14 protein-coding genes are annotated in these 17,321 nt (G+C 72.8%); 4 read left to right on the top strand and 10 right to left on the bottom strand.

Translation table 11 applies throughout. The features are described 5' to 3' along the window. Positions 1–165: 165 nt before the first annotated feature. The gene (locus tag ACIQF6_RS33325) at positions 166–1,608 is read left to right on the top strand and encodes a lamin tail domain-containing protein (protein WP_400901850.1); all 1,443 of its coding nucleotides are present in this window, start codon (positions 166–168) and stop codon (positions 1,606–1,608) included. Positions 1,609–1,725: 117 nt separating this feature from the next. Here the strand turns inward: ACIQF6_RS33325 and ACIQF6_RS33320 are convergent, their stop codons facing one another. Further along, a complete protein-coding gene (locus ACIQF6_RS33320) occupies positions 1,726–2,532 on the bottom strand; it encodes a hypothetical protein (protein WP_400901848.1) in 807 nt (268 codons plus the stop codon). Positions 2,533–2,626: 94 nt separating this feature from the next. Continuing rightward, positions 2,627–3,595 (bottom strand): hypothetical protein, encoded by a 969-nt coding sequence (locus ACIQF6_RS33315; protein ID WP_400901846.1) that lies wholly within the window; start codon positions 3,593–3,595, stop codon positions 2,627–2,629. A gap of 209 nt (positions 3,596–3,804) precedes the next feature. Between ACIQF6_RS33315 and ACIQF6_RS33310 the strand changes: the two genes are divergently transcribed. After that, positions 3,805–4,770 (top strand): hypothetical protein, encoded by a 966-nt coding sequence (locus ACIQF6_RS33310; RefSeq protein WP_400901844.1) that lies wholly within the window; start codon positions 3,805–3,807, stop codon positions 4,768–4,770. Positions 4,771–4,861: 91 nt separating this feature from the next. Here the strand turns inward: ACIQF6_RS33310 and ACIQF6_RS33305 are convergent, their stop codons facing one another. The 4 genes from ACIQF6_RS33305 to ACIQF6_RS33290 form a co-directional block, all read right to left on the bottom strand. Beyond that, positions 4,862–5,431 (bottom strand): hypothetical protein, encoded by a 570-nt coding sequence (locus tag ACIQF6_RS33305; RefSeq protein ID WP_400901842.1) that lies wholly within the window; start codon positions 5,429–5,431, stop codon positions 4,862–4,864. A gap of 93 nt (positions 5,432–5,524) precedes the next feature. After that, a complete protein-coding gene (locus ACIQF6_RS33300) occupies positions 5,525–6,172 on the bottom strand; it encodes a hypothetical protein (protein ID WP_400901840.1) in 648 nt (215 codons plus the stop codon). 132 nt (positions 6,173–6,304) lie between these two features. Continuing rightward, a complete protein-coding gene (gene gdhA, locus ACIQF6_RS33295) occupies positions 6,305–7,684 on the bottom strand; it encodes an NADP-specific glutamate dehydrogenase (protein WP_400901838.1) in 1,380 nt (459 codons plus the stop codon). A gap of 359 nt (positions 7,685–8,043) precedes the next feature. Continuing rightward, positions 8,044–9,750, bottom strand: a complete 1,707-nt coding sequence (locus ACIQF6_RS33290; RefSeq protein ID WP_400901836.1) for an alpha-amylase family glycosyl hydrolase — start codon at positions 9,748–9,750, stop codon at positions 8,044–8,046. A gap of 308 nt (positions 9,751–10,058) precedes the next feature. On the opposite strand from ACIQF6_RS33290, the gene ACIQF6_RS33285 reads away from it, so the two are divergent. Next, positions 10,059–10,562: a helix-turn-helix transcriptional regulator gene (locus ACIQF6_RS33285; protein WP_400901834.1), complete on the top strand. Its 504-nt coding sequence runs from the start codon at positions 10,059–10,061 to the stop codon at positions 10,560–10,562. On the opposite strand, the gene ACIQF6_RS33280 is transcribed toward ACIQF6_RS33285, so the two are convergent. The 4 genes from ACIQF6_RS33280 to ACIQF6_RS33265 form a co-directional block, all read right to left on the bottom strand. After that, entirely contained in the window at positions 10,555–11,349 is a 795-nt protein-coding gene (locus ACIQF6_RS33280) for a TetR/AcrR family transcriptional regulator C-terminal domain-containing protein (protein ID WP_400901832.1), read from the bottom strand. The genes ACIQF6_RS33285 and ACIQF6_RS33280 overlap by 8 nt on opposite strands. Before the next feature lie 89 nt (positions 11,350–11,438). After that, entirely contained in the window at positions 11,439–13,034 is a 1,596-nt protein-coding gene (locus tag ACIQF6_RS33275; RefSeq protein WP_400901830.1) for an MFS transporter, read from the bottom strand. Positions 13,035–13,262: 228 nt separating this feature from the next. After that, on the bottom strand, positions 13,263–14,036 hold the full coding sequence (locus ACIQF6_RS33270; RefSeq protein ID WP_400901828.1) for a hypothetical protein: 774 nt from the start codon (positions 14,034–14,036) through the stop codon (positions 13,263–13,265). After that, positions 14,030–16,753, bottom strand: a complete 2,724-nt coding sequence (locus ACIQF6_RS33265) for an NACHT domain-containing protein (protein ID WP_400901826.1) — start codon at positions 16,751–16,753, stop codon at positions 14,030–14,032. Before ACIQF6_RS33265 ends, ACIQF6_RS33270 begins: the two co-directional genes overlap by 7 nt. 125 nt (positions 16,754–16,878) lie before the next feature. On the opposite strand from ACIQF6_RS33265, the gene ACIQF6_RS33260 reads away from it, so the two are divergent. Next, complete coding sequence (locus ACIQF6_RS33260; RefSeq protein ID WP_400901824.1) at positions 16,879–17,130, top strand: hypothetical protein; 252 nt, start codon at positions 16,879–16,881, stop codon at positions 17,128–17,130. Positions 17,131–17,321 lie beyond the last annotated feature (191 nt).

Below are 17,321 nucleotides of genomic sequence, written 5' to 3'. Positions count from 1 at the left end.
CGCTGCCGCCGAGTGCGGACGGTCGTGGGTGTGGACGGTCGTTGGTGTGGACGGGTGTGGGTTCGCCGGGCGTTCATGAGGGGAACAGGTGGCGGTGGGGCTTCGTTGGGGCGGGGTCGGGAGGTTGGTCCGCGCCTGTCCATACCGACCCGAGGGACGGAAACCGTGATCGAACCGCGCGCCCCCAGGTGGCGTCGTCGCCTCGCCCTGCTGCTGGCTGCCGTAGCTCTGCCGGCCGTCGGCGCGGGAGTGCTGACCGCCCCGCCCGCTGTCGCCGCGCCGGCCGACGACATCCGCCTCAACGAGGTGGTGACGACCGGGTCGGTGAACGACTCGATCGAGCTGTACAACAAGGGCACTTCGACGGTCGACCTGTCGGGGTGGATCCTCAAGGACGACAACGACGGCAACAAGTACAAGATCGCCGCAGGCACCAGCCTGGCCCCCGGCGGCTTCAAGGCGTTCGACGTGCACGGCAGCTTCGGTCTCGGCTCCGCCGACAGCGCCCGGCTGTACCTGGCCGACGGCACCACCCTGGTCGACTCGTTCAGTTGGACCGCGCACTCCAACCCGTCCTGGTCGCGCTGCGCCGACGGCACCGGAGCTTGGACCCAGGCCGCCACCCTGACTCTCGGCGCCGCCAACAACTGCGGCGGGAACAGCGGCGGCGGGACCGGCGGTTCGGCCACCCCGGTGGCCTGGCCCGGCAGTTCGGCGATCACCACCGCCGACGCGTCCAACGTGTTCGGCACCGACCTGTCCGGCCTGTACCAGGAGGGCGGGGTGATGTGGGGCGCGCAGAACTCCGGCAAGCTGTGGCGGCTGGTCCCGGACGGCTCCGGCGGCTGGACGCCCGACACCGCGAACGGCTGGGGCTCCGGCAAGGCGCTGCGCTTCCCCGGCGGCACCGGCACCCCCGACGACGAGGGCGTCACCCTGACCGGCGCGGGCTCGGCCGGCGGCGTGTACGTCTCCAGTGAGCGCAACGCCGATGCCTCGTCCACCAGCCGGCTGTCCGTGCTGCGCTACGACGTGTCCGGCACCGGCAGCACGCTGACCGCCACCCGGGAGTGGAACCTCACCGCCGACCTGCCCGCCACCGGCGCCAACCTCGGCCTGGAGGGCGTCACCTGGGTGCCCGACAGTTACCTGACCGGCGCGGGCTTCAAGGACGCCGCCACCGGCGCCGCCTACGACCCGAGCCGTTACGCCGCGCACACCGGCGGCGTGTTCTTCGTCGGCGTCGAGGGCTCCGGCACCGTCTACGGCTACGTGCTGCTGGAGGCCGGCGGGTTCACCAAGGTCGCCACCGTCAGCAGCGGCATGGCCGGCGTGATGGAACTCCAGTGGGAGCCGCAGGCCAACCGGCTCTGGGTGGTCTGCGACGACACCTGCTCCGGCCAGCACCGGGCCTTCCGGGTGGACGCGAGCGGCGCGTTCGCGCTCAGCGCCGTCTACAACCGCCCGGCCGGCATGCCGAACATCAACAACGAGGGCTTCACGCTGGCCGGCGCCGACGAGTGCGTGGGCGGCAGCAAGCCGGTCTACTGGTCCGACGACAGCAACACGAGCAAGCACGCCCTGCGCAAGGGCAGCATCACCTGCTGACGGACCGTCGACGGGCGGGCGGGCGGGCGTCGACGGCGAGCGGATGTCGACGGACAGACGTCGACGGCGGGCGGGCCCGGGCTGCGAGAAGCGGCCCGGGCCCGCGTGCGTGCCGGGTCAGAGATCGGTGGGCGGCGGGGTGTCGGCGGCGGGGCCGAACTCGGCCAGGCCGGTGGTGGATCGGAGCCGGTAGCCGTCGGCCTCGCAGGTCAGCGTGAGCTCGGAGAGCCGGCCGTCGGCGTCGAGCAGCAGGTCGGCCGTGCAGTCCGGTACCCGGTGCTGCGTCAGCCGCTCGCGGGCGGCGGCGTCGAACGCGCCGGTGACCGCCGTCAGCGGCAGTCGGCCGACCAGGTGGAAGCCCATGCCGCCGCGCATCGTCCGGATCCTGGCCAGGCCCCGGAAGGACGCCGGGTCGCTCTGCAGCAACGCCTGCGCCATCGCCCGGTGATCGGCGAACAGCGGTTCCGGCGAGCGCGGCGACCGCACCCACGCCCGGTCGGAAGTGCGGGTGAACGTGGCGTCCCGGGTCACCGTCAGATAGGCCCGGTGCTCGGTCTGTTGCTCCACCGAGACCAGGCCGAGCGCGCCGGTCTGCAGGCCGTCCGACACGTTGACCACGCCCTGCCGTCGCGCGGTGAGCGTGCCGTCCGTGAGCTCGACGGTCAGCACCGCGGAGAACGGTTGCGGCGGCGCCTCCAATGCCGTCCGGAGCTGGGCCAACTCCTGGGCGGGGTCGTTCGGTTCGAGCGCGGACGCGGCGGTCCGCCCCGCCGCGGTCGACAGCCCGGACGGCGCGGGCGGCGCAGACGGCCCGGACGGCACGGGCGCCGGCTTCGGCGCAGGGGCGCCGGCCGAGCATCCTGTCAGCGTGGCCGCCAGCACCACCGCGACCGCTCCGGCTCGGCGCGTCAGTACGGATCCCACTCCCACCCCTACCCCCAACGTGATCAACTTCCGTCACATTGCCGCAGGTCACGGGCGGAGCGCAAGGGTTTTCGAGGCGCGGACGGGGGTCGGCTCAGGAGGTGAATCCGGCGTGCACGTGGTCGTGGTGGGTCGGGTCGCTGAAGAACTGGTTCGGCGTCTGCCCGCCCGTCAGCAGGCGCGGGCCGCCCACGTTGTACGAACCGGCGGCTGCGGCGGCGCGCATGAAGGAGTCGACCAGGTCGGTCGGGGTGGCCGGGTCCACCACCGGGTGGCCGTCGATCTGCCAGGTGTCGAAGGCCTTTCCCAACGGGTGGTCGCTCGGCCGGTCGGTGCCGAACACCAGCAGCGGATGGCCGGAACGCACCACGCTGACCTGGAAGCTGTACGGCCCGGCCAGCGTCAGCATCGCGTTCAGCACCGAGTCGTGGACCTGCCCGCTGCGGATGTCCGCCGCGGCGGCCGGCGGCAGCGTGATCCTGGACTGGGCGAGCACCCGGGTCGCCGGGTCGGAGAGGGTGGCCGCCGGCGGGCCGGGATCCGCGGGGTGCAGAGCGGTGACGTCCCAGCGCGGGGCGGCCTGCGACAGCCGCACGTCCACCGTGGTGCCGGTGGACTGCGGCGCGCCGTCCGACCCGGCCACCCACTGGCGGCACACCACCAGGACGCTCGCCGAGTCGCTCAGCAGCCCGCCGTACTGGGCGTCGATCACCTCCACCGCCGCCTGCGAGGCGTCCGCCAGCAGCGGCCCGCCCTGTGCGGCCAGCCCGGCCGGAAGTCCGAGCGCCGCCACCCGCTGCCCGGCCGCCGCTGCGCCCTGCCCGCCCGGCGGCCAACTGCCGATCGCCTCCACCACCTGCACGGCCCGGAGTTTGACGTCCGGTTGGAGCTCGCCCGGTCCCGGCTGCCAGGCGGCGGGGGACGGGAACGCGGACCCGGTCGGGGACGGGGACGCCGAGCCGGCGGACCGGGCGATCGGATGGGAGGCGGAGCAGGCCGTCAGCGCGGCGCAGCCGAGCCCGCCCAGCAGGACGGCCCGGCGGGGGAGACCAGGTGTGCTCATCCGCCCACTATCGTCGGACGTTTGGCGTGGCCAGAAGTTGACTCGCCGTCAGGTCGACAGATGGCCGGCCGGGTGCCGTCGTGCGACGTGGGTGGCGGCGGGAGTTCCGGGGGCGGCAGAGGCCTTTTCAGATACCCCCTGGGGGTATATGGTTCAGGTGTTGGGAGGGCGGGAGCCCCGAAGGCGCAGTATCTGTCCGAGGAGATGCCATGAGCAGCCACGCCGGCCACGACCACACCGCACATGCCGCACATGCCGCACACACCGTGCACGCCGCGCACGACCACGCGGGCCACGAGGGCGACGCAGGCCACGCGGGCCACAGCCACGGCGGCGCGCAGGCCGGCGGTCTGTCGGTGTCCGAGAGCGGGTACACCCTCGAACTCGGTGCGACGATCCTCGGCGCCGGTCCGCAGACGATCACCTTCCGGGTGGTCGGCCCCGACGGGCAGCCGGTGACCGAGTTCGTGCCCGAGCACGAGAAGGAGCTGCACTTCATCGCCGTGCGGCGGGACACCACCGGCTTCCAGCACGTGCACCCGGTGCGGGACGACAGGGGCGTCTGGACCACCGGGCTGACGCTGACGCCGGGCGACTGGAAGTTCTTCACCGACATCCACCCGGCCGCCCACACCGGAACCCTGACGCTGGGGGCCGATGTCGCGGTGGCCGGCGCCTACGACCCGCGCCCGCTCCCGGAGGCCACCGGGATCGCCCGGATCGGCGGCTACGAGGTCACGCTCGACGGCGAGTTGCCGGCCGGAGAGGCGGGCGAGCTGACCCTCACCGTCCGCCGCGACGGCCGCCCCGTGACCGACCTCGAACCGTACCTGGCCGCGTACGGACACCTGGTGGCGCTGCGTGTCGGCGACCTCGGCTACCTCCACGTGCACCCGGAGGGCGCCCCCGGCGACGGCATCACCGCACCGGGCCCCGAGATCTCTTTCATGGCCGTCGCGCCCTCGGCCGGCACCTACCGCCTGTTCCTGGACTTCCAGCACGAAGGCACCGTGCGGACCGCCGAGTTCACCGTGCGCACGGCCGCGAAGGCGACCACCGCCGCACCGGAGCACGCGCACCACGGGCACGAGGGACACGACGGGCACGAGGGGCACGACGGGCACGAGGGGCACGACGGGCACCACGACACCCACGCCCACCACGGGCACCACTGACGGCGCGAGCGCGCACCCCCGCCGGCCCTGCGCCGGAAAGCGCCCGCCTGCCGACGAGACGTCAGGAAGGGCCAGGAGGCGCCAGGAGGCGTCAGGTCAACATGTAGACCAGGGACCCGATCAGGCTGAGCACGAGGGCGACGACGGCCACCACACCGGGCCGGTGCAGGAAACCGTCCAGCGGTTGCGGCAGCCGGCGGCCCGGGGCGAGGAGTTCGACCAGCTGGTTGCAGGCGCCGGACAGTCCGATGCCGGCGAGCGCCGCTCCGGCGAGGGGGAGCAGCAGGGCCAGGATGTGCCGGCCGACGGTGGGCCGGTTGCAGGTGCCGTCGGGGGTGCAGCGGACCGTGACCACCGCCCCGATGGCGTACTCGTCGGGCGTGTCGTCGTACCGCCACGTGCCGGTGGTGACGCCGGAGCTGCCGGGCCGGCCGATGCCGACGCAGTCGGTGGTCGCGTGCTGGGTCCGGCGGGTGGTCTCGCAGTGCGTGACGGTCATCAACAGGTCGGGGCTGTGGTGCTGCTGCCGCAGTTCCGTCAGGTTCCCCAGGCCGCCGACCAGCATGGCGGCGCCGAGTGCGAACACGAACAGCAGGAGTCCGACGGAGGCCCCGGACGGCGGGTAGCGATCGTTCCATCTGTAAGCCTGCTCATGCGACATGACGATCGGTCTCCCCCGAATGTGATGATCGGCGCACAACCTACCGCTTAGGTCGTAGGCGTCGGAAGGGTGTTCGGCGGGGGCGGCGCGGTGTCAGGTGAGTACGTACGTCAGCGACCCGGCGAGGGTGAGCGGCAGCAGAACGGCGAGCGCAAGACCCAGCCGGACCGCGAAACGGTGCAGGTGGAGCGACGTCATACGGTGCGAGGCGGCGAGATCGGCCAGTTGGAAGGCCACGATGCCCAGACTGATGGTGATCATCGCCACAGCAGCGACCGGGAAGGCCAGGAAAGCGAGCCGGTAGACGGGGAAGGCGGCGCACGCGCCGTCCGAGGTGCAGTGGACCTTGACCACCGTCCCGGGGGCGTAGTTCGGAGCGTTGTCGATCCGCAACGCGTCGGCGGTGACGCCGGAATCGCCGGACTGACCGGTGCCGGTGCATTCGGCGGTCCGGGTACGGGCCTGGCGAATGATGTGGCACTCCGTGATGGTCATCGACCGCTCGGGGCTGTGGAGCTGTTCGCGGATCTTGGGTATGCCGACCAGGCTGGCGAACATTGCGCCGAGGCCGGCCGCGGCCAGGACCAGCGGGAGTACGACGGTGAGCGTCCTGGGGAGCCGTCGCGGCGTGCGCCGCCCGACCGGGCTGTCGGCGTCACGCGGCGGGGTTGTCCGGAGCCCGGTCCGGTCCGCCTTCTCGCTCGAACTCCGGTTCGGTGTCGGATGTGGCTTGTTCGACATGACGAAGCTGCCCTTCCCCCCGGAGGCGACCGTGTGGCACCTAAGTTACTCGCCCGGCCACGCCCGTCGGCAGGGGGCGCGCGAACGGGCCCGGACCGCCGCCGCAGTCCGGGCCCGCTCAGTGACGTGGCGTCAGATCAGGCCCTGGGCCAGCATCGCGTCGGCGACCAGCTCGAAGCCGGCGATGTTCGCGCCGACCACGTAGTTGCCGGGGCTGCCGTACTTCTCCGCGGTGGTGAAGCAGGAGTCGTGGATGTGCTTCATGATCTCGCCGAGCCGGTTCTCGGTGTGCTCGAAGGTCCACGAGTCGCGGGAGGCGTTCTGCTGCATCTCCAGCGCGGAGGTGGCGACACCGCCCGCGTTGGCGGCCTTGCCGGGCGCGAAGGCCACGCTGGCCTCCTGGAAGACCCGCACCGCCTCCGGGGTGGTGGGCATGTTGGCGCCCTCGGCGACGGCCTTCACGCCGCCGCGGACCAGCGCCAGCGCGTCCGCCTCGTGCAGCTCGTTCTGGGTGGCGCAGGGCAGCGCCACGTCGCACGGGACGCTCCAGACGCCGGTGCCCGCCACGTACTTGACGTGCGAGCCGCGCGCCTCGGCGTAGTCGGAGACCCGGCCGCGACGGCTCTCCTTGATCTCCTTGAGCAGGGCCAGGTCGATGCCCTTCTCGTCGACCACGTAGCCGGTCGAGTCGGAGCAGGTGAGCACGGTCGCACCCAGCTGCTGGGCCTTCTCGATCGCGTAGATCGCCACGTTGCCGGAGCCGGAGACCACCACGCGCTGCCCGGCCAGGCTCTCGCCGCGGACCCGCAGCATCTCCTCGGTGAACATCACGCAGCCGTAGCCGGTGGCCTCGGTCCGCGCCTGCGCGCCGCCCCAGCCCAGGCCCTTGCCGGTCAGGACGCCGGACTCGTAGCGGTTGGTGATGCGCTTGTACTGGCCGAACAGGTAGCCGATCTCGCGGCCGCCGACGCCGATGTCACCGGCCGGGACGTCGGTGTACTCGCCGAGGTGGCGGTGCAGCTCGGTCATGAAGGACTGGCAGAAACGCATGATCTCGGCGTCCGAGCGGCCCTTGGGGTCGAAGTCGGAGCCGCCCTTGCCGCCGCCGATCGGCATGCCGGTCAGGGCGTTCTTGAAGATCTGCTCGAAACCGAGGAACTTGACGATTCCGAGGTTGACCGAGGGGTGGAAGCGCAGACCGCCCTTGTACGGGCCAAGGGCGCTGGAGAACTCCACCCGGAAGCCGCGGTTGACGTGGATGTCGCCCTTGTCGTCGGACCACGGGACGCGGAAGATCAGCTGCCGCTCGGGCTCGCAGACCCGCTCGATGATCCGCGCGTCGACGAGCTCCGGGCGCTGCAGCAGGACCGGGCCGAGCGTTTCGAGGACCTCACGGACCGCCTGGTGGAACTCGTTCTCGCCCTGGTTCCGCCGCAGGACTTCCTGGTACAGCGGCTCGATCAGGCGGGCGCCGGCGTCGGTGGACGCGGTAGAGCTGTGGGTGGCCGGCATCAAGGCACAACCTTCCGTGAATCGGATGGTGCACGAGGGCGCCCCGTCCCGGGGATCGCCCTTGGTCCTCCTCGCCGTTGAGGATCGCCGCCGGGCACGTCTGACACGTGCCGCGCGACGGGGTGGGACCTATGGTCCACACCATTGTCCCAGTGCAGACCGGTATTCATCGACAGCGTGTCCAGCATGTGAACACTCGATCAGGTGATTTCGGTCGGCAGGCGGCCTCCGAGGGGCGAAACTCAAGGACTTGTGCAGGTCCAGCGGGGGTTCGGGGCGCGGACGGTGCGCGGGTTTCCGAACCGGCCCGCCCTCGCCGACCACACGGGGCGGGCGAGGGCGGGCCGGGTGGCGTGGCGTCACATGCGGGGCTGGATCCACCAGGCGGTGGTGGCCGGGGGGAGGACGTCGGGTGGGCAGGCGGCGGAGGAGATGAGGGGGGTGCCGGAGACGGGGGCGAGGGCGGGGGTGGTGCCGAAGTTGGTGGCGACCAGCAGGCCGTCGCCGCGGGTGAAGGCGAGGACGTTGGGCGGGGTCTCCAGCCAGCGGAGCGTGCCTTCGCCGAGCTGGGGGAGCAGCCGGCGCAGGTGGAGCGCCTCGCGGTAGAGGTGGTACGGGGAGGTGTGGTCGGTGAGGGCGCGCTCCGCGGTGTGCGCGGCGAAGGACGGGGGCTGCGGCAGCCAGCTGGCGGCGGAGCCGTCGGGGCTGAAGCCGAACGGGGCCTCGGCGCCGGACCACGGGAGCGGGACGCGACAGCCGTCGCGGATGCCCTTGCGGCTGCCGGTGCGGTGGAAGATCGGGTCGGTGATGACGTCGTCCGGCAGGTCGTCGACCTCCGGCAGGCCGAGCTCCTCGCCCTGGTACAGGTACGCCGCGCCGGGCAGGGCCAGCATCAACAGGGCTGCGGCGCACGCCCGTTCGGGGCTGCCGAAACGGGTGGTGGTGCGGACCTGGTCGTGGTTGTTGAGCACCCAGGTGACGGTGGAGCCGGTGGCGGTGATGTCGCGCACCGCCGCGTCGATCACCTGGTGGAAGTGCTCGCTGTCCCACGGCGCGTGCAGCAGGTGGAAGAAGAACGCCTGGTGCAGTTCGTCCGCCCGGACGTACTTGGCCTGCTCGGCGGGCGTCGGGACGGACGCCTCGCCGACCAGCAGCCGCTGCCGGCCGTCGAGTTCGGTGTACTCCTCGCAGATCGCCCGCCAGGCCCGCCAGATGTCGTGCACCTCGGGCTGGTTCCAGGCCAGCGGGTTGACCGAGTCGCGGGTGCGCTCGTCGGCCTCCGGGTCGGGGGAGTCCGGGAGTTCGGGGTGCTTGTACAGGCCGGCGGCGACGTCGATGCGAAAGCCGTCCACGCCGCGGTCCAGCCAGAACCGCAGGACCTTCTCGAACTCGGCCGGGACCTCGGGGTTGCGCCAGTTCAGGTCCGGCTGCTCGGGGGTGAACATGTGCAGGTACCACTGGCCCGCGGTGCCGTCCGGTTCGGTGATCCGGCTCCACGCGGGGCCGCCGAACATCGCCCGCCAGTTGTTGGGCGGCAGTTCGCCGTCCGTGCCGCGGCCGTCCGCGAAGTGGAAGCGCGCCCGCTCGGGGCTGTCGGGGGCGGCGAGCAACGCGTCCTGGAACCACGGGTGTTCGGTGGAGCAGTGGTTGGGCACGGTGTCCAGGACCAGGCGCAGGCCGAGCTTGCGGCAGTCCTCGACCAGCAGGTCGAAGTCCTCCAGGGTGCCGAACATCGGGTCGACGCCCTTGTAGTCCGCGACGTCGTAGCCGTGGTCGTGCTGCGGCGACGGGTAGAACGGGTTCAGCCAGACGCCGTCCACGCCGAGGCGCTTGAGGTACGGCAGCCGGGCCCGCACGCCCGGCAGGTCGCCGATGCCGTCGCCGTTGGAGTCCTGGAAACTGCGCACGTACACCTGGTAGATCACCGCGTCGCGCCACCACAGGGCGTCGGGTGCGACCGGAGCCGGCTGCTCGGCCGGGAGTTCGCGTTCCGCGGGGGCGGCGGCGGACGGGCCGGGGAGCTGGGCGGGGCGCGGCGGGTCGCCGGGGACGACGGACGTGATCATGCGTCACCTTCACGGGAGCGCGCGAGGGAGGTCGCGCTGGCAGGTGTGGGAACCGGCTGACAGGCCGTCAGTTCCTCTGGAATACCTGCATGTTAGGTATAGGCCAAAGTGTGTGTCCAGGAGACTGGGGGGACGGTTGTCACTTCCTGCGCCTCAGGGTGCCACCACCAGGACCGATTCGGCTCGACTTCCCGACGAATAACCGGGCGCGCATCGGGGTAGGGCCACGCCCAGGAGCGCCGCCCGGCGCACGGCCGACCCGGCCAGACCGCCCGGCGCACCCCCCTGAAGTTCAAGGAGGAACCCGCGTGCGGCTACCCCTGCTCGCACTGCTCGCCATGGGCCCCGCGCACGGCTACCAGCTCCGCCGGGCCCTGGAGACCACCTTCGGTCCGGCCTACCCGCGCACCAACGACGGGCAGGTCTACATCACGCTGGGCCGGCTGGAGAAGTCGGGCCTGATCGAAGGTCAGGCCGTCGCCCAGGACGGCCGGCCCGCCAAGCGGGTGTTCGCGCTCACCGACGCCGGGCGGCACGAACTCGTCGACTGGTTCGCCCGGCCGTCCGAGGGCGCCAAGGTCCGCGAGGAGTTCTTCCTGAAACTCGTGCTCGCCCCGCAGACCCGGCTCGCCGACCGGCGCACCCTGATCGACCTTCAGCGCTCGCACTGCCAGGACGCCCTGCGCGGCCTGCGCGCCAGCGCCGACCAGTCCCGCGAACACGACGTGTCCCGGCTGCTGATCGAGGGCGCGGTACTGCAACTGAAGGCCGAACTGGACTGGTTGGAGCGCTGCCAGCAGGAGTTCACGTAGCGGGGCCCGCGACGCCGGCCGTCATGCCGGCCAGCATCCAGTCCAGGGCGCGGTGGAACTCCCGTTCGCGCAGCAGCCGTTCCGACCCCTCCGGCCGCTCGGTCACGAGGCCGGACTCGGCGACCCCAGGGATCGCCAGCACCGCCTCGGTGATGTCCCCGATCAGGCCCTCGACGGAGGCGCCGGCGGCCTGCGCCTTCTCGTCCCAGTTGACCTCGGTCGCGGTGAAGCCGTACGTGTACTGGAAGATCGCCGACAGGGCCGCCATCGCGTCGAACTCCGGCAGCGGCGAACTGCGCGCCACCTCCAGCGAACAGGCCGAGAAGCGCATCGAGTTCGGTCCGATGTTCAGATAGTCGTGGTAGATGCGCACCGCCCACGGATGCGCCAGCATCGCCGCCCGCCAGGTCACCGCCAGCGACCGCAGGCCGTCCTGCCAGTTCAGGCCGTCGCCGGGGCGCGGGAGTTCCATCTCGCCCGCCACCACGTCCAGCGCCAGCTCCAGCAGGTCGTCCTTGTCGGAGACGTACCAGTACAGCGACATCGGCGTGACGTCGAGCCGGGCCGCCAGCCCCCGCATCGAGAACTTCGCCTCGCCCTGCTCGTCCAGCAGCCGCACCGCCGCCGCCACGACCACCTCGCGGTCCAGCCCGCCCGCGCCGCCGCCCGCGCCGCCGCCCGCGCCGCCGGCGGCGGTGCCTGCCGCGCGGGTGCTGCGGCGGCCCCGGGCGGGCTGCGGGGTGAGCCACACGCTCTTCTTGACCTGTGAGGCGCGCTTGACGGCCACGCTGCTCCTTCGCGTTCCGGGGACGGGGCTGGACGGTGCCACCACGGTACGCGCCCGGGCCCGCGCGAGGTGCGCGGGCCCGGGGGTGGTCAGCTCGGCGAAGCCGCAGGTGAGGGCTCCGCCGCGGGAGCCGGGGCGGGTGCGGCGGGCCGGCCCGCGCGGTACAGCAGCGCCGCCGAGACCGCGCCGCCGAGCAGGACGGCCGCCGCGCCGATCAACTGACTGGACGTCAGGCCGTCGGCGAACGCCGTCCGCACCGCCGCGCGGACGCCGTCGTCGGGCGCCGCGGCCAGCGCGTCCGGCAGCGACTTCGCGGCCGAGCCGGGAATTCCGTCGGGCAGGCCCGTCGCGAAGCGCGAGCCGAGCACCGCGCCCAGCACGGCCACGCCGAGGCCGCCGCCGAACTCGGTGGCGGTGCCCTGCACGCCCGCGCCCGCGCCCGCCCGCTCCGGCGGGATCGCGCCCATCAGGGCCGAGGCCATCGCCGGGCTGGCGACCGCGATGCCGGTGCCCATCAGCAGCAGGCCCACCAGCAGGCCGCCGTAGCCGTGCGAGGAGCCCGTCAGCGCGATCAGCACGAGGCCGCCGGACAGCAGCGCCATGCCGGCGGCGACCGCGCCCGCGAAGCCGAGCTTCGGCAGCAGTCGGGCGCCGACGCCCGTCAGGTTGAGCAGCACGATCATCAGGGCCAGCGGCGTCATCCGCAGGCCGGCCTCCAGCGGGCGGTAGCCGAGCACCAGTTGCAGGTACTGGGTGAGCAGGAACAGCGAGCCCGCCATGCCGAAGGCGACCAGAACGCCGCCCGCGGCCGCGCCGTTGAACTGGCGGTTGCGGAAGAAGGCCATGTCCAGCATCGGCGCCGGGGTGTGGGCCTCCCAGGCCGCGAAGCCCGCCAGTGCGGCCAGGCCGACCGCCGCGGACAGCAGCACCCTGCCCGAGCCCCAGCCGTCCACCGGGCCGGAGATGATCGCGAACACCACACCGACCATGCCGACGGTGGACAGCACCGCGCCCGGGATGTCGGGCCGGCGGCCGGCCGGATCGCGGCTCTCCGGCAGCAGGCGGGCCACGGCGACCAGGCCGATCAGCGCCACCGGAAGGTTGATCAGGAAGATCGAGCCCCACCAGAAGTGCGCCAGCAGCACGCCGCCGAGCAGCGGGCCGCCCGCGAAGCCCAGCGAGCTGACAGCCCCCCAGACGCCGATCGCCTTCGGCACCTCCTCGCCCTGGAAGACCTGCATCACCACGGCGAGCGTGGTGGTCATCAGCAGCGCGCCGCCGATGCCCATGCCGGCCCGGGCGGCGATCAGCTGGCCGGTGGACTGGGCGAACGCGGCGGCGGCGGAGCCGATGCCGAACAGCGCCAGCCCCGCCAGCAGGGCGCGCTTGCGGCCGTACCGGTCGGCGAGGCTGCCGGCCGTCAGCAGCAGGCCGGACTGCACTAGCGAATAGGCGTTGATCATCCACTGGATGTCGGCCGTGCGCGCGCCCAACTCCTCGGTCAGCGACGGGATCGCCACGTTCAGCACGGTGTTGTCGAGCAGCACCACCAGGGTGGCGAGGCACACCACCGCCAGGATCACCCAGCGACGCGGGTGCGGAGCGACGGCGGGAACGGACGTTTGTGACAAGAGGAACCCCCTGGAACGGACGCGGACAGGCCCGGCCGGGGCCCGGCCGAGCATGCGTTGTACACCGTAGAGGAAACTCTTCTACGGTGTACAGCGAATACTCGCGGCGCTGGTCAGCGGCGTTGACGGCGGCTCACCGCCCGGCAGTCGCCGCAGCCGGTGAGACGCCGTCACGGTCGGTCGGTGGGCCGGCTCCGGTCGGCCGCGCCGTCGCAGTGCCACCGGGCGGTCGCGGTGCCGGCCGAGCCGCGAGTCCTGCGCGGAACCCGCCGACCGGTGGCGTCAGCCGGCGTCCGGTTCCAGCGCCGGCCCGAGCCAGGCCAGCAGCTGCCGAAGCCGGAGCCGGCTCTGCTCTCCCAGCCCGGGACGGTCGATCATCTCGCGGAGCCAGGAGGCCGCCTCCGGGCCGGCATCGGCCGCCAGGAGGTCGTTCAGCAGCGCCAACTCCTGGTCGCTCGGCAGCCAGAGCACGTCGAGGGCGTGGCGCCAGCACTCGAGTGCGGCCTCGCGCTGGCCGTTGGAGGCCAGGAGCCGGGCGAAGCCCCGGATCTGCGAGACGGAGAGATGTGTCCGGGACTTGATGGTGTCGATCGCTTCGGGAAGGGACCCGAGCCCCTCCACGGCGATCAGATCTCCGAGGGCGGTGGTGATCCGCTGGCCGTCGGCGAGTGGATCGGCGAGCAGCCGGCGCGCGAGCGTGGACACCAGTGGGGGCGGGAAGGCCGTCGACGACCTGAACGCCGCGAGGACGCCGGCCAGCCAGTCCACGCTGGGTTCCGGATCCTCGGCCAGAATCTGTTCCACCACCGGACCGAATTCGGCGGGGCGGGCCTTGACCAGAACGCCGGCGGCGTCCTCGTAGTACGACTCCTCCCACAGGGGCGACCGCAGGGCGAGCGTGGCCACGACGGCGGCTTCGGCGGTGGCCCCTGCGTCGAGCAACTCCTCTGCGCACCACGCGCGTTCGGATGCGCTGAGGTGGGTCCCCTGGTGAATCAGCGCCATGATGGCGGGCGCAGCCGCGCTGCCCTCGGCCGTCAGCCAGGCGGTCACCACCGGGACCGCTCTGGTGGCGGGAAGCTCGGGTGCGGAGAGGGCTGCCGGGCCCACTCGGCGGCCAGCTCGGTCTCGCCGGCCTCGGCGGCCGCCCGGGTCAACCAGGCCGCCAGGTGTGATGGTTGGCTGCCTGCCGGGGTGGCGAACCGCAGCGCGTCGAGAATGGCGTCGGATCGGTCCTTTCCGTGGACCCGTGCCCAGATGTCCGCGGCGTTCTTCAACTGCCGGGCCGTGGCCCGGCCGGTACGGAGCGTGTGCTCGGCGAGGCGGGCGGCCGCGGCCGGCTCGCCGGCTTCCTCCAGCGTCCGCGCCAGCAGGTCGCGGGCGTCCCGGTGGAGGCCGGGCGTCTCCACGAGTTCGTCGGCGCACCCGCCCTGGGTGGCCTTGAGCCAGGCCCGGGCAGCCCGTTGAATGTCACCTGCGCGGGCCGAACGGTCGGCGAGGACTTCCCGGGCCAGCTGCTCGACCTGGTCGGGCTTTCCGAGTACCTCCAGAGCCTCGGCGGCGATCGCCGTCTCCCAGGAGTCGGCCCGGATTCCCTCCCGGACCGAGTGGCTGCGTGCCAGAACCGCCGCCTGGGCGGCGGTGCCGACGCCCAGCGAAATGCGGGCCGCCGTCGCTAGTTGGCCATAGGCGTCGGGCAGGATGTCCGCGAGCAGGGCCTCCGCTTCCGACGGAGCGCTCACACGGCTCAACGCGTCGAGCGCGCCCAGCCGTTGGGACACCGTGAGGACGCGGCTCGCCGCCAGGCGCCGCAGTCGGTCGGCCGTTCCCGGCCGGTCCGCCAGCGCCGACAGCGTGGTGAACGCCTCCGACAGGTCCGACTCGTCGGTCGTGTTGCGGACGGTGTCCTGGAGCCGCTGCAGGATCTCCGACCACTTCTGCCCGCTCACTCGCACGCCCTCGGCGACCAGCAGACCGGCCAGGTTCACCGGGTCCCGCTCGTCGACGGTCCGGCGCAGCAGGTGATCGACGATCAGGTCGGCGTCGCAGTCCGCCCGTTCCGCCCACAGACAGAAGGTGAACAGGGCCAGCGTGTGCTCGGCCTCGCCGAGGCCTTTCGCCGCCCAGCTGTCCAACTCCGGGAAATCGGGCGGTATCTGCCCGGCGTACGACCGCGCGGCCAGGAATTCGGCGAACGAGTGGTGCAGGAAGCGCAGGTCGTCGCCCTGCGGGACGAGCAGGCCGGTGCCGAGCAGCAGGTGTCGGAGTTCGGCCTCCCAGCGGCCGGTCAGCGGCAGGTCGGCAGGGCGGTGGTCGTGGACCCACTGCCGGGCCGCGCCGGTCAGTGAGCCGTCGCTCTCGATCCGGTGCCGGGCCAGCGATTCGACGAGCTGCTGACGGACCTGGCCGATCCAGCCGGTGAGTTCGCCGCCCTGCTGCGGACGGCCCGTGCTGCGGCTCACCAGGTGGTCGTGGAACAGCTGGTAGAGGCTCAACCGGTTGGCGGGCAGCGGCCGGTGCGGGTCGACGGTCGCGCTGACCGCCGCGATGGTGGCCAGCAGCGGGTTCTGCACCAGCTCGCTGAGCCGGCCGTCCTCGGTCTCCTGGAGGAAGCGCGCCGCCGCGGCCTCCGTCTCCACCGGGCCGTGGCCCTGCGCGCGGAACCACTGGGTGGCGAAGTTGCGCAGCTCGGCCCGGCTGAACGGCTCCATCCGGTACGAGCTGAAGGAGGCGCCGCGCAGCGGGGTGAGTTCGATCTCCGGCAGCGGACGGGTCGTCACCAGGAAGCGGTAGTCGCCGTCGGACCGGGCGTGCTGGGCGATCACCCGGATCAGCTGGGCCCGGGCCTGCCGGTCGGTGATCTCGTCGAGCCCGTCCACCATCACCAGCCACTGGGCGCCCTGGACACGGCCGGTGAACAGGCCCGGATCGGCCTCCGCCACCAGGCTGTGCCCCATGCTCTCCTTGGCCGCGTGGCACAGCGCGGCGCTCCACGACCCGGAGTGCTCGACCAGCGCGCGGGCGGCGATCCGCAGCGGCACCAGCGGCTCGGTGGCGGGCGCGTCGAGGCTGCTCTCCTGCCGCAGCCAGATCCGGGCCAGCAGCCAGGTGACATGGTTCGTCAGGGTGGACTTGCCCGAGCCGGGTTCGCCCGTGACGAGGAGGTGGCCGGGCCGCTCGAAGATCTCGGTCAGCGGCAGCACGGTGTCCCGGTCCGGCGAGGAGGCGTGCGCGTGGGGGCTCTCCGGCCCGGTCGTGGGGGTGCCGTGGGCGCCGGGGCCGCCGGTGTCGCGGGACGGCGGCAGCGCCGCCCGCATCTGCTGCCGGACGTAGATCGCGGACAGCGGGGGCTCCTTGACGTCGAGCACGTCGTACGGGAGGCGGTCCGCGGACCGGGACTGCGCCTCCAGGAGGTTGCGCAACGCGAGTGCGGGCAGCGGGAGTTCGGCCCATGAGGTGAGACGTGGACGGGTCGACTGCTGTTCCGCGGCGGTGGCCCGGTCGCGGGCGTCCTTCGCGCGGGTCCAGATCGGGACCACCTCGGCCGGATCCCGGCCCAGCGCCGTCGCCAGCGCCTTGGTGAACTCCAGGGTGAGCAGCCGGGAGGCGTTGTGCACGCCGTACACCGCGGCCTTCCCGGCGAAACCGGTCCGGACGAAGGCGTTCGGGGTGCCGTAGCCGGCACTCACCAGCGCCTGCCGGAACCAGGAGGCGAGCTCCGTCAGCTCCGGGTAGTGCTCCTGCTCGTCCTTCGGCGGACGCCCCGCTGGCATGTCCTCCCCGTCCGGTCGACGACTCGGGATTCCCCGAATTTCCGTAGCCTAGTGGGAAATTGAGGCCCCGCAAGAGTCTGGAATCCGGCCGTCCGGCCACCGACTCACGAGCGGGGAGACCGACCATGGGAGTGTTCGACACCGGCCATCCGGTGGTGCTGACCGTGCTGGGCGCGGCGAGCGCGGCGGCGGCCGTCGCCCGGGCCTGGATCCGCCATCGCACCGCGGTCCGACTCGAACAGGAACGCACCCGGCGGGTGCTCGGCGCGCTGACCGGCGCCACCCGACAGGGCCGGGCCGACGTGGTGCGGGCGTGCGCGGAACTGGAGGGGAAGGCGGCTCGGCCGGGTGACTCCGGCGGTGCGTCGGGGCGTTGAACCCGGGCCGGCGCCGGTGCCGGTGCCAGTGCCGGCGCCGGGCCCGAGGTGGGCGGTCGGATTCGGCCGCAACCGATTGGCGCAGTCGGCAAGCGTTCGGCGGGGCGGCGTGCCAGCGTGGCCTGCCGGGGGTGGTTCAGAGAACGTTCACGGGCCGCGGCCGCCGGTCGTGCCGGCCGGGCCCGCTCCTC

The organism is Kitasatospora sp. NPDC092948 (genome assembly GCF_044754805.1).
Classification (GTDB): Bacteria; Actinomycetota; Actinomycetes; order Streptomycetales; family Streptomycetaceae; genus Kitasatospora.
Note: the sequence above shows the minus strand (reverse complement) of the source record. Positions and strands in the feature narration are given on the sequence as shown.

What these genes read in the sequence shown, in the direction of transcription:
- ACIQF6_RS33315 (WP_400901846.1), bottom strand. Translation starts at nt 3,595, where the DNA reads ATGAGCACACCTGGTCTCCCCCGCCGGGCCGTCCTGCTGGGCGGGCTC.
- ACIQF6_RS33310 (WP_400901844.1), top strand. Translation starts at nt 3,805, where the DNA reads ATGAGCAGCCACGCCGGCCACGACCACACCGCACATGCCGCACATGCC.
- ACIQF6_RS33305 (WP_400901842.1), bottom strand. Translation starts at nt 5,431, where the DNA reads ATGTCGCATGAGCAGGCTTACAGATGGAACGATCGCTACCCGCCGTCC.
- ACIQF6_RS33300 (WP_400901840.1), bottom strand. Translation starts at nt 6,172, where the DNA reads ATGTCGAACAAGCCACATCCGACACCGAACCGGAGTTCGAGCGAGAAG.
- gdhA (WP_400901838.1), bottom strand. Translation starts at nt 7,684, where the DNA reads ATGCCGGCCACCCACAGCTCTACCGCGTCCACCGACGCCGGCGCCCGC.
- ACIQF6_RS33290 (WP_400901836.1), bottom strand. Translation starts at nt 9,750, where the DNA reads ATGATCACGTCCGTCGTCCCCGGCGACCCGCCGCGCCCCGCCCAGCTC.
- ACIQF6_RS33275 (WP_400901830.1), bottom strand. Translation starts at nt 13,034, where the DNA reads ATGCTCGGCCGGGCCCCGGCCGGGCCTGTCCGCGTCCGTTCCAGGGGG.
- ACIQF6_RS33265 (WP_400901826.1), bottom strand. Translation starts at nt 16,753, where the DNA reads ATGCCAGCGGGGCGTCCGCCGAAGGACGAGCAGGAGCACTACCCGGAG.
- ACIQF6_RS33260 (WP_400901824.1), top strand. Translation starts at nt 16,879, where the DNA reads ATGGGAGTGTTCGACACCGGCCATCCGGTGGTGCTGACCGTGCTGGGC.